Here is an 11,683-nt window from a genome sequence, read left to right as displayed (position 1 = left end):
TAGAAAGTTTCCCCCAGACCCCCTTCAAAGACTTTTAATACGAGTTGGTTTCCCCCTGTTTTGCTTGGCAAAACAGGGGGAAACCAACTCGCGTTAAAAGTTTTTGGAGGGAGTCTGAGGGAACCTTTTTACAAAAAGGTTCCCTCAGGGTAATTAAAGGTAAAGGCGGCGAAGGAGCCCCATGGCTGTTATTTTCAAGACTTCAAGGGAATTCACCGTCGGCATCGAGGTCGAGGCGCAGCTTGTGGACGGCTCCGACATGTCGCTTGTTCCGGCGTCCACCGCCATCATCGACGCCCTGGGGTCATCGCGTTTCGGCGACTCCATAAAGCACGAGCTCATGCTGAGCAACATCGAGGTCGTGACATCGGTCTGCGCCGACGTGGCCGAGGCTGAACGCGACCTGAGGGAGAAGTTCGGCGCCGTAGTGGCCGAGGCGGCCCGCCGCTCGACACTCGTGTGCTGCGCGGGCACCCATCCATTCTCTCCGTGGCGCGATCAGCAGGTGACGGCCAAGCCCCGTTACCGCCGGCTCCTGGACGATCTGCAGTACGTGGCCCGCCGCTTCAACATCTTCGGCCTCCACGTCCACATCGGCGTGGGCGGCGGCGAGAAGTGCGTATACGTGATGAACAGGCTCGTGGAGCATCTGCCCAAGCTGCTCGCCCTCTCGGCCAACTCGCCCTTCTGGGAGGGGGAGTTCACGGGGCTCATGTCCTACAGGACCAAGGTCTTCGAAACACTCCCCATCGCGGGGCTTCCCTTCTACTTCGACGACTGGCGCGACTACGTCGATATCATCGAGAAGTACAAGGCGACCGGCACCATACGCTCTTTCCGCGACATATGGTGGGACGTCCGTCCCCATCCAGACTTCGGCACCATCGAGGCGAGGGTGTGCGACGTGCCGAGCACGCTCGGCGAGATCTGCGCCGTGGCGGCGCTCATCCAGGCCCTCGTCGTGCGGTTCTCCCGCGACTTCGACGCCGGCGTGCCCTGCGAAAGGACGCATCCGGCCATAATCAGGGAGAACAAGTGGAGGGCCTGCCGCTACGGCCTCGACGCGCTGCTCATAGACGCCGGGGGGGTGGGCACGGACAGCGCGAGCGACTCGGTGCTCCGTCTCCTCGACATGCTTCGCCGTGAGATGGATGAGCTCGGCACGCTCGGCTACGCCGACAGGGTGCGGGCCGCTGTGGCCGCGGGGGGCGGGGCCATGCGGCAGCTTGCGCGCTGGCGCGAGAGCGGGGAGCTCGCCTCCGTGGTGGAGGAGCTTGTAGACCTGTTGCGCGGCGAGCTCGAGTAGGCGCGTATGAAGGGCTTGGTGGCGGCGGGACACGAGCTCACGGCCATGGCGGGCCGCGAGGTCCTCGACAGGGGCGGCAATGCCTTCGACGCCGCCCTTGCGGCGGCGCTTGCCTCCTTCGCGGCCGAGCCGGCCATGACGAGCCCGGGCGGAGGGGGGTTCCTTCTCTCCGTGACGCCGTCGGAGGCGGAGCTCTACGACTTCTTTCCCGATGTGCCGGGCAGGGGACGCTCACGCACGGACGAGGCGGAGTTCTTCAGGGCCGACGTGAGCTTCAGCGGCGCCGTCCAGTCCTTCTACATAGGCCGCGGCGCCGCGGCGGTGCCCGGAGTTCTCAAGGGGCTGGCCGTCGTGCACGAGCGGCGCTGCACGATGGAGCTTGCGGACCTCGCGGCCCCGGCGGTGCGTTACGCCAGGGAGGGCGTAAGGCTTACGGCGGGCCAGGCGCGCTTCCACGAGATACTGGCGCCCATGCTCACGGCAAGCGACGAGGCGCGGGCCGTCTTCGCCCCAGGGGGCAGGCTGCTCGGCGAAGGCGAGATACTGCGCAATCCGGCGCTGGCCGACACCCTCGAACGTCTCGCCGCCGGAGGGCTCGACGCCTTTTACGGCGGCGAGTTCGCCGGCCGCATCCTCGACAGCTTCGGCCGCCGGGGACTCATCACGGCCGAAGACCTCTCGGACTACCGCGTGGAGGTGCGCCGTCCCCTCGTCTTCTCCTACCGGGACTGGACGGTCCATACCAATCCGCCGCCGTCGTCGGGCGGATGCCTCGTGGCCCTCGCGCTCAAGATACTGGAGCGTTTCGGGGTGGCAAGGCTCGCCCCCTGCGGTGTCGAGGCCCTGAGGCTGCGCTACGAGACGATGCGCATGGTCGAGCGCCGCAGGGGCGAGGGCGGCTTCTTCGCCTCCCTCTACGACGGCTCACTTCCCGGGGCGGACTCCGAGGCGGCCGCCATGGCCGCCGCCGTTGCCGCGGCGCTCGCCGGGTCGTCGGTCGTCGGCGGCACGACCCACATAAGCGTCGTCGACGGCCTCGGCAACGCCGTGAGCATTACGACATCCAACGGCGAGGGGTGCGGCTACATGGTGCCGGCCACGGGCATAATGCTCAACAACATGCTCGGCGAGCACGACGTAAACCCCCTCGGTTTCCATCGACAGGGCCCCGGCGTCCGGCTCTCGTCGATGATGGCCCCCACCGTGGCCGTCGGCGACGGAAGACGCCGCATAGTGCTCGGCAGCGCCGGGTCGCGGCGCATAAGGAGCGCCATCGTGAGCGTGCTCGTGAACATGATCGACCACGGCCTCGCCGTGGACCGGGCCGTCGGCGCCCCGCGGGTCCACCTCGAGGACGGCCTTCTCCACGTGGAAGGGGGCATCGAGGCCGGCGTGCTCCGCGAGCTCGAGGAACTCGGCGTCCCCCTCAGGAGATGGGAGGGAAGAGACCTCTTCTTCGGCGGCGTCAACGCCGTCTCCGTCGACGAAAGGGGGGAGGCCAGGGGCGCCGGAGACCCGAGACGGGGTGGAGTATGCCGGTGACGGCCGGGGAAGCCGGGCCTCTTCAGGCGGGTTCGTGTAAGGGAAGCTCTGATTTGTTCGGATGCTTGGCGGTCCCCTGGAGGTTCGGGCCGCAAAGGCGTAAAAAGTCCCGCCTGGCGCGGCCCGAACCTCCAGGGGACCGCGGGTCTGTGACCCTTTTACAAAGAGGTCCCCTCAGGGTAATTAATCGGAGTTTCCCGATGTCTTTGTGAGTTTCGGAGGTCGTTGCATGAAGATCGTGGAGAAGGCGGGCGGCGAGTCGGGCGTGTCGGCTCCGTTGTTGCCGCTCATAAAAGAGAGGGTCGACGCCATAGCGGGGCGTCTGGTGAAGTTCAGGCGCGAGATACACAGCCGCCCCGAGCTCTCGGGCCAGGAGAAAGATACGAGCGCCTTTGTGGCCGGCGTGCTCGAGGCGGCCGACATAGAGGTGAGGCGCGGCGTGGGAGGTTACGGCGTGGTGGGTCTTCTGCGCGGCGGCGCGGCCGAAGACGGCGCCCCGACGGTTGCGCTCAGGGCCGACATGGACGCGCTGCCCGTAGACGACTGCAAGGACGTGGAGTACGCCTCCAGCGTGCCCGGCGTTATGCACGCCTGCGGCCACGACGTGCACACGGCGGTGCTCATGGGGGCTGCCGAGGTGCTCGCCTCGGTGCGCGCCCATCTGCGGGGAAACGTCAAGTTCCTCTTCCAGCCCTCCGAGGAGCGCAGTTTCGGAGGGGCCGGCGCCATGATAGAGGACGGGGCGCTCGAGGACCCGGAGGTGGCGGCCATCGTCGCGCTCCATTGCTTCCCGGAGATGGAGGTCGGCACCATCGGACACAGGCCGGGCATCATGACCGCCTCGGCCGACAGGGTCAGGATAACCGTCAAGGGGCGCAGCGGCCACGCCTCGCGTCCCCACCAGACGGTCGACGCCGTGCTCGTCGCTTCACAGGTGATAAACGCCATCCATCACATAGTGAGCAGGCGCACAAACCCGCTGCGCCCGGCCGTCATATCCATAGGCACCATCTACGGAGGCAGGGCCGAAAACATAATCGCCGACAAGGTGGTGATGGAGGGCACCATCAGGACGCTGGACGGTTCCCTGCGCGAGCAGGTGCCCCGTTTCATCGAGGAGGTGCTCGAAGGCGTCACCACGTGCATGGGGGCGGGCTACGACATGGAGATCATAAAGGGCAATCCCTCGGTGCGAAACGACGAGCGGCTCGACTCTCTGGTGGCCCGCTGCGCGGCCGACGTGCTGGGCGTGGGCGGAGTCAGGCGCATGGCAGACCCCATGATGGGCGCCGAGGACTTCTCGCTCTTCGCCGAACGGGTGCCGGGCGTGCTCTTCAGGCTTGGTACGGGCAACAGCGAAAGGGGCATAACATCGCCGCTCCACAGCTCGACCTTCGACGTCGACGAGGACGCCATAGCCATAGGGGCGAAGATCATGAGCTGGATAGCGGCGTCCTACCTGGAGCGGCGGCCTCACGGCGCGGGGCCGGCCCGTGCCGAAAGGTGAGCCGCCGGCTGTGACGGCCTCTTGCGGGGCGCCCGCCGCGCCTGCGGCCGGGGGCATCCACTCTTGGAGGAGGTTTTCGACAGATGGAAGGATATTTTGTGGTCATGACCACCGCCTCCGGCGTTGACGAGGCGGCGGCCATCGCAAAGGCCGTCGTCGACGAGGGGCTTGCCGCCTGCTGCAATATCGTCTCCGGTGTGAGGTCGATCTACAGGTGGAAGGGAGAGATATGCGACGAGGCCGAGGTGCTCTGCGTCATGAAGACCAGGGGCGGGCTCGTTGAGGAGCTTACGGCGAGGATAAGGGAGCTGCACGGTTACGAGGTGCCAGAGGTGGTGGCCCTGGAGATAGCCTCGGGGAACGGCGATTACCTGAGGTGGATCGACGAGTGCACCTCGCGGACCGGACTGGCGTAGGCGGGTCCGCGGGAAGCGCGGGGCGTGAAAAGGGACGGCCCGCGCGGGCCGTCCCTTTCTCTCGGTCGGGTGATGGGGCGGCGCCGGGTCAGGCGATGTCCGCCCGGCTGAGCATCTCCATCGATTTCTTGAGGCTTATGCGCATGCGGTCCAGCGATTTTCCGAGAACGGCGACCTCGCCGGGACCGTCGGTGGGAACGGGCTTGTTTATCTCGCCGCGGCTTATGATGTCGGCATGGTCGGTGAGATCGACGATGGCCGACGACACCCGCCTGCCGACCAGCAGCGCCACCACTCCGGCGGTGAGGCTGAGCGCCAGTATGAGCACCTCGACGACGAGCATGAAGCGGGCGTTCTCGGCGGTGGCGTCGGCGAGGCGGTTGGTCATGTCATTGGCCGCGGCGAAGAGCTCCATGTTGTGGTCCACCACGTAGCGCAGGGCGTCCCTGTCCTTGCCCTTCGAGGCGATGAGCCGCTGTGCGGCGGCGCGAATGGGTTTCCAGAGTTCGAGTTCGCGCTGTCCGTGGCCGAGGGCCTCGGCGTCGGCCACCCTCGGTATGAACTTGTAGTTGCTGTTGTCGGCGCTCATGGGGACGGAGCCGCCGTTGAGCATCCCCTCTATGGACTTGGTGAAGACCGTAAGCGTGGTCTTCAGCTTTCCGGCGTTCTCCTTTGTCGGCTCGGCTGCGTATATGAGCGCCTCCTTGGCGGTGCGCTGGGAGAGGGCGCGCTGGCGGCCCGACAGGTCGGTGTGGAGACTGGCGGCGCTAAGGGTCGAGGTCACGTAGATCATGCCGCTGCCGACCGCCACTATGAGGGCCACGAGTGTTCCGACGGAAAACAGTATCTGCGATTTGATGCTCATCGTTCACCTCTGCGTTCGTTGTTGAATGCCTCCTTCAGCGCGTGCTGCGGGTCGGTGCGTTGCCCTTTCCGCTCCCCCAGTACTTGCTGCTGACCAGTTCGTAGCGGCCGTCGCTGTCCTCTATCTCGGCGGCGATGGCGCTCCTGAATCTTTCGATCCTCGCCCAGTCGGCGCCCTCCTCGGCGGCCCACTGCCTGAGGTGCTTGTCGAAGAGCCTTTTGCCTATGGGGCCGACATGGGAGACGAATATCTTTCTGAGGGCGTCGAGCCGGCCGGCGTGGTTGCGGCAGAAGGCGTCCAGGTCTCCGGTGGGCCCGGCGTCGAGGCCTTGCGCATCGCTTTGCAGGTGTCGAAGCTCGTCCACGGCCACGCCGGCGAAGATCTTTACGGCCGCGCCCGAGACGTCGGGGCGGCACAGGAGCGCAACGTAACCCCCGGCGCCCAGGGGGAAGATGAAGAGCGCCGCGTTCGCGTAGCGGACGCAGACATCGCTCTCCGGGTAGCCGGCCTTGGCGGCCGTGAGCGAGAGCTTGTGTATCGTCGCCGCCACGCGGCCGAGCCTTCCCCTGTCCACCACCGAGGGCAGACATGAGACCATGCACTCGGAGCCCCGTGTCAGGACGGCGCCGAGGCAGCCGTCGATGGACTTCAGCTCGTTTACGATCTGTTCGGCGTTCTTCATCAGCCCCTCCTCCCCGGCGGTTGCTCGTTCAGCCCGAGCCCTGCCTGAGTCTTTCCACCTGTTCCTCCATGTCCGCGCCCTGCCGGGCGGTGACGGCCAGAAGCTCTTCGCCTTCGAAGGCCACCCCAAGCGACCGGCCGGTGGAGCCTTCGATCGTAATCGTGCGGACCGGACCGAGGCCGAGCTCTTCGGAGAGTGGCGAAAGGTATTGGTGTGCTATGGCGGCCATTGCGCCGTCGCGCTGCGTGAAGTCGCCGCGCTTTGTGATGGCGTTGCCCCGCCTGTCGAGTCTCGCCGCGCCGAGTGTCTCGCCGCAAGGAGGCGCGGCAGCGGAGGTCTCTTCCGCCGGGACCTGGCGGGGGCGGCCGTTGAGCGGCACGATGTTGTCATGGACGGCGGCGTTCACATCGGGCGCCGCAGAGCCGGCTTCACGGGCCGTAATCCTGCTGGCGTACCACTTCTTCAGCTCGTCGATGAGGATGTTGTTGAGCCGCGGGTCGCGCTCCCCGCCGCCGGGGCGGACACCCTCGCGGAACTCGAAGACCCCTTCGTCCCACCTCAGTATCTCGCTGAGCGCCTCGCTGCCGCTCAGTGCGTCCATGGTGGCGCTCACAAGCCTGCCCGAGTCGTATATGAGCCGCCCTTCGTTCTCCTGAGTGGCCACCAGCAACTCGCCCGTCCTCCTCGATGTTATCGGTATCCTGAGCAGCTCGGTTATGCCGACGGCCTCGACCGTTCCCTGAAGTTTGCTCATGACGCTCTCCTCCGACCTCCCTCGTAACCTTCGCTGCGGCCCATCTCCGCCGCCGTGGTGGCGTGCATCCTCGCACTGTCCCGCTTTGTTCAGTATATATTACGGACGCCATCGAAAATACTTGAGGATAAAAATCACAATCCCGCTGTATTACCTCTTTTTATTGTCCAAAGAGGTATGTTAGTTATATTTTGTTGCTTTGGGGGAAACTTTCTGTAGAAGGGCCACAGGCCCGCGCTTCCCGCTGCCCCATCGTATGTTATTGGGTTCTTCGGCTGTACCGGGGGTTCGGCCCGCGCCAGGCGGGATTTTTTACGCCTTTGCGGCCCGAACCCCCGGCACAGCCCCCATGAGGCAGCCGCCGCGGGCAGGACGCCCCCTTCAAAGACTTTGGTAATACCTAAGGAAACTCTGATTGATTACCCTGAGGGAACCTTTTTGTAAAAAGGTTCCCTCAGACTCCCTCCAAAAACTTTAAACGCCCTGCGGATCACCACGATTTTGCTTGCAAAATCGTGGTGATCCGCAGGGAATCAAAAGTCTTTGAAGGGGGTCTGGGGGAAACTTTCTACAGAAAGTTTCCCCCAGGGTATTTGAAGTGGGGACCGGCGCCGTGGCGCCGGGACGGAGGGGGCGTTTGCTTCCCGCGCCCCCTCGCCGTCTTTCCTTCCGGCCCTTTGCGCCAGTCGGGGCGGCGCGGCCGCAAGGGTCAAAGATTTCTTGTCTTTTTTACCGCAATCCAGTATCATTACTCTCCATGAAGTGCCCTTTCTGCGGCCACATAGAGGACAAGGTCATAGATTCGAGGCTCTCGCAGGACGGCGACGCCACGAGGCGCAGGCGCGAGTGTCTGCGGTGCTCGAAGAGGTTCACCACCTATGAGCGTGTCGAGGAGCTGCTGCCCCACGTGATAAAGAAGGACGGGACAAGGGAGCTCTTCGACAGGACCAAGATACTGAAGGGGCTTAGGAAGGCGTGCGAGAAGCGCCCCGTGGCCATGGACGCCGTAGAGGAGGCCATCGACCGGGTGGAGATGCGCTTTGTCGGGAGCGGCGAACGCGAGGTCTCGAGCGCGGCCATAGGCGAGGCGGTCATGGAGGAGCTGCGCGGGCTTGACGAGGTGGCCTACGTGCGTTTCGCCTCGGTCTACCGGGAGTTCCGGGACATAAACGAGTTCATGCGCGAGCTAAAGGACCTTCTCGACGGCGGGAACAGGGGCGGAGGGAGTTGACGGCCCGTTTGAACCCTCACGAGCGTTACATGGGGGAGGCCCTGCGGCTTGCCCGCAGGGGGCTGGGCGCCACGAGTCCCAACCCGGCGGTGGGCTGCGTAATCGTCAGCGACGGTCGGGTCGTGGGCTGCGGCTGGCACAGGCGCGCCGGCAGCGAGCACGCCGAGGCGGCGGCCCTCAGGGCCGCGGGCCCTCTTGCCCGGGGCTCGGACGTGTACGTCACCCTCGAGCCGTGCCGCCACCACGGCAGGACCCCGCCGTGCGCGGCGGCGCTCATCGAGGCCGGTGTGAGGCGTGTATTCGTGGGCACGCTCGATCCCAACCCCCGCGTAAACGGCGCGGGAGCGGCGGAGCTCCGCCGCGCCGGCGTAGAGGTGGTGACGGGCGTGAGGGAAGCCGAATGCCTGCGGCTCAACGAGGCCTACAACAAGCACATCACCACCGGTCTTCCCTTCGTAACGCTCAAGCTCGCCTGCTCGCTCGACGGCAGGACGGCCACGTCGGCGGGGGAGTCGCGGTGGATAACGGGGACGGCCGCGAGGCGGCTCGTGCACAGGATGCGCGCCCGTTCCGACGCCGTCATGGTGGGGGCCGGCACGGTCCTCAAGGACGACCCCGAGCTCACCGTAAGGCACGTGAAGGGGCGTGCGCCGCTGCGCGTAATCGTAGACGAGGGGCTGTCGCTGGGGCTTGAAAGCAGGCTCGTGCGTTCGGCCTCCCCCTCGGCCCCGGTGACGGTCTTCACCGTCGCCGGGGCCGGTGGAGGGAAGGCCGCGGCCCTTGCCGGGCGCGGCGTGGAGGTAGTCGAGGCGGGGGCCGGGGCCGGCGGGCTCGTAGACCTGAACGCCGTGCTCGCCGAACTCGGACGCCGCGACGTGACGAGCGTTCTCGTCGAGGGGGGCTCCACGCTCGCCGCCTCCCTCGTCCGCTCCGGCCTCGCGGACAGGCTCGTGCTCTTCTTCGCGCCCATGCTCATAGGCGGCGAAGGGCTCGCCGCCTTCGGCCCACTCGCCGTCACCGCCCTCGGAGAGGCGCCGAGACTGCGGGAGCTCACGGCGAGGCGCGTGGGCGGGGACGTGCTCGTCGAGGGACTTTTCGAGGGGGCCGCCGTGCCCGGCGGCCCGGTCGGAGGGTGAGATGTTCACCGGCATAATCGAGGACCTCGGCAGGGTAATATCTGTTGAAAAAAGAGGCTCTTTTGGTAGAATAACCGTTGAAACGGGCCTGCCGCTCGGCGAGGTCTCCATCGGCGACAGTATCGCCGTAAACGGCGCGTGCCTTACGGTGGTTGAAAAGAGGGGCGGGACCTTCTCGGCCGACATGTCGGAGGAGACGCTCAGACTCACGGGGCTGGGGAGAGTCGTCCCGGGCGAGAGGGTCAACCTCGAGCGGGCGCTTACGCTCTCGAAACCCCTGGGCGGACATCTCGTCACCGGCCACGTCGACGGTCGCGGCGTCATACGGCGCAGGACGGCGAGGGAGGGGTACGTGGATTTCGAGTTCTCCCTGCCGGCTGCGCTCATGGGACAACTCGTCACCAAGGGCTCGGTGGCGGTGGACGGCATAAGCCTCACGGTGGCCTCCCTCACGGACGAGGGGTTCACCACGGCCGTCATCCCCCATACGCTCAGGCTGACGAACCTCCGCTTCAAGGGCGAGGGAGACGGCGTCAACGTGGAGACCGATATAATCGGAAAGTACGTGGAGCGTCTGCTCAAGGGCGCCGGTGACACAAAGAAGAGGGAAGTCATCACCGAGGCGTTTCTCGGTGAGCACGGTTTTCTCAAGTGAGCGCCGGGGCCGTCGCGCCGCGGCCGCTCGACTGTCCCGGCGGTGAAAGGAAGCTCGGCCGCGGCGCGACGCCGGGGGCCGACCCCGGGAAGTCGCGGAATGGGCCGGCCGCCGAAGGGCCGGAGGTGAGAAGATGGCGGTGAAGAGGATAGAGGAAGCGCTGGAGGATATAAAGAAGGGACGCATGGTCATACTCGTCGACGACGAGGACCGTGAGAACGAGGGGGACCTCTGCATGGCGGCCGAGCTGGTGACGGCCGAGGACATAAACTTCATGGCCCGCTTTGCAAGGGGGCTCATCTGTCTTACGCTCACGGAAGAGAAGGCCGACGAGCTGTGCCTGCCCCACATGGTGGACGACAACACCTCGCTCTACAGGACGGCGTTCACCGTGTCTATAGACGCCAAGTACGGCGTCACCACCGGCATATCGGCCGGAGACCGGGCGGTGACCATACAGGCGGCGGTGCGTGACGGCGCGAGACCCGAGGACCTGGTGCGGCCCGGTCACATCTTTCCGCTGCGGGCGAGAAACGGCGGGGTGCTCGTCAGGACGGGACAGACCGAGGGGTCGGTCGACCTTGCGCGCCTTGCGGGACTGAAGCCGGCTGGCGTTATCTGCGAGATCATGCGGGACGACGGCTCCATGGCTCGTATGCCGGACCTGGAGGTCTTCGCAAGAGAGCACGATCTCAGGATCGTGACCATCGCCGACATCATAGAGTACCGGCTCAAGAAGGACAGGCTCGTGCGCCGGGCGGCCGAGGCGAGGGTGCCCACCCGTTACGGCGGCGAGTTCAGGGCCGTCGCCTACGAGAACGACGTGGACTTCCACGAGCACCTGGCGCTGGTGAAGGGGGAGATAGACCCGGAAAAGCCGGTGCTCGTGCGGGTGCACTCGGAGTGTCTCACGGGCGACGTATTCGGCTCGCAGCGGTGCGACTGCGGCGAGCAGCTCAAGAACGCCATGAAGATGATAGATAAGGAAGGCGCCGGCGTGCTCCTCTATATGCACCAGGAAGGGCGCGGCATCGGACTCGTCAACAAGCTCCGGGCCTACGACCTCCAGGACCGGGGACTGGACACGGTGGAGGCCAACGAAAGGCTCGGCTTCAAGGCCGACCTCCGCGACTACGGCCTGGGGGCGCAGATACTGCTCGACCTGGGCGTGAAGAAGATGCGCATCCTGACGAACAACCCCAAGAAGATCGTGGGCCTGGAGGGTTACGGTCTCGAGATAGTGGAGCGGGTGCCCATAGAGGCGGTGCCCCATCGCCGCAACGTCCAGTACCTGAAGGTCAAGAAGGAGAAGATGGGACACATGCTCACCAAGGTGAGCCTCGCCGACGGCACCCACGGCCCGGCCGAGGGCGGGAGAGAAGAGAAGCCCGAGGAAAGTGAGGGTTGAGGGAACTTGGGTCGGCGGCCCCCGATGGGTGGATCGGGTCGCGCCAGGCGGGGTTGATTACCCTGGGGGAAACTTTCTGTAGAAAGTTTCCCCCAGACCCCCTTCAAAGACTTTTAATTCCCTGCGGGTCACCCCGATTTTGCTTGCAAAATCGGGGTGACCCGCAGGGCGTTAAAAGTTT

General features: G+C 65.7%; 11 protein-coding genes. 8 read left to right on the top strand and 3 right to left on the bottom strand.

Translation table 11 applies throughout. The annotated features are described in order from the left end of the window. Positions 1-181: 181 nt before the first annotated feature. The 4 genes from ENJ37_10400 to ENJ37_10385 all read left to right on the top strand — a co-directional run bounded on the left by ENJ37_10400 (position 182) and on the right by ENJ37_10385 (position 4,771). The gene (locus ENJ37_10400; protein ID HHL40905.1) at positions 182-1,306 is read left to right on the top strand and encodes a YbdK family carboxylate-amine ligase; all 1,125 of its coding nucleotides are present in this window, start codon (positions 182-184) and stop codon (positions 1,304-1,306) included. Between the two features lie 6 nt (positions 1,307-1,312). Then, complete coding sequence (gene ggt, locus ENJ37_10395; GenBank protein ID HHL40904.1) at positions 1,313-2,848, top strand: gamma-glutamyltransferase; 1,536 nt, start codon at positions 1,313-1,315, stop codon at positions 2,846-2,848. Between the two features lie 229 nt (positions 2,849-3,077). Then, positions 3,078-4,355 carry an amidohydrolase gene (locus tag ENJ37_10390; GenBank protein ID HHL40903.1) on the top strand — a complete coding sequence of 426 codons (1,278 nt, stop codon included), beginning with the start codon at positions 3,078-3,080 and terminating at the stop codon, positions 4,353-4,355. Positions 4,356-4,438: 83 nt separating this feature from the next. After that, a complete protein-coding gene (locus tag ENJ37_10385; protein ID HHL40902.1) occupies positions 4,439-4,771 on the top strand; it encodes a divalent-cation tolerance protein CutA in 333 nt (110 codons plus the stop codon). An 88-nt stretch (positions 4,772-4,859) separates the two neighbouring features. Here the strand turns inward: ENJ37_10385 and ENJ37_10380 are convergent, their stop codons facing one another. From ENJ37_10380 to ENJ37_10370, 3 genes are read right to left on the bottom strand one after another with little or no spacing between them, the layout of a single operon-like run. After that, positions 4,860-5,636, bottom strand: a complete 777-nt coding sequence (locus ENJ37_10380) for a HAMP domain-containing protein (protein HHL40901.1) — start codon at positions 5,634-5,636, stop codon at positions 4,860-4,862. 34 nt (positions 5,637-5,670) lie between these two features. Next, a complete protein-coding gene (locus ENJ37_10375; protein HHL40900.1) occupies positions 5,671-6,318 on the bottom strand; it encodes a hypothetical protein in 648 nt (215 codons plus the stop codon). Positions 6,319-6,346: 28 nt separating this feature from the next. Further along, positions 6,347-7,072, bottom strand: coding sequence for a DUF4388 domain-containing protein (locus ENJ37_10370; protein HHL40899.1), 726 nt, complete (start codon positions 7,070-7,072; stop codon positions 6,347-6,349). Positions 7,073-7,829: 757 nt separating this feature from the next. On the opposite strand from ENJ37_10370, the gene nrdR reads away from it, so the two are divergent. From nrdR to ENJ37_10350, 4 genes are all read left to right on the top strand, one after another. Continuing rightward, positions 7,830-8,303: a transcriptional repressor NrdR gene (nrdR, locus tag ENJ37_10365; protein HHL40898.1), complete on the top strand. Its 474-nt coding sequence runs from the start codon at positions 7,830-7,832 to the stop codon at positions 8,301-8,303. 29 nt (positions 8,304-8,332) lie between these two features. Continuing rightward, positions 8,333-9,439 carry a bifunctional diaminohydroxyphosphoribosylaminopyrimidine deaminase/5-amino-6-(5-phosphoribosylamino)uracil reductase RibD gene (gene ribD, locus ENJ37_10360; GenBank protein HHL40897.1) on the top strand — a complete coding sequence of 369 codons (1,107 nt, stop codon included), beginning with the start codon at positions 8,333-8,335 and terminating at the stop codon, positions 9,437-9,439. Position 9,440: 1 nt separating this feature from the next. Next, complete coding sequence (locus ENJ37_10355) at positions 9,441-10,094, top strand: riboflavin synthase (GenBank protein HHL40896.1); 654 nt, start codon at positions 9,441-9,443, stop codon at positions 10,092-10,094. 133 nt (positions 10,095-10,227) lie between these two features. Continuing rightward, positions 10,228-11,502 carry a bifunctional 3,4-dihydroxy-2-butanone-4-phosphate synthase/GTP cyclohydrolase II gene (locus ENJ37_10350; protein ID HHL40895.1) on the top strand — a complete coding sequence of 425 codons (1,275 nt, stop codon included), beginning with the start codon at positions 10,228-10,230 and terminating at the stop codon, positions 11,500-11,502. Positions 11,503-11,683 lie beyond the last annotated feature (181 nt).

The organism is Deltaproteobacteria bacterium (assembly GCA_011375175.1).
Lineage (GTDB): Bacteria > Desulfobacterota > GWC2-55-46 > GWC2-55-46 > DRME01 > DRME01.
Note: the sequence above shows the minus strand (reverse complement) of the source record. Positions and strands in the feature narration are given on the sequence as shown.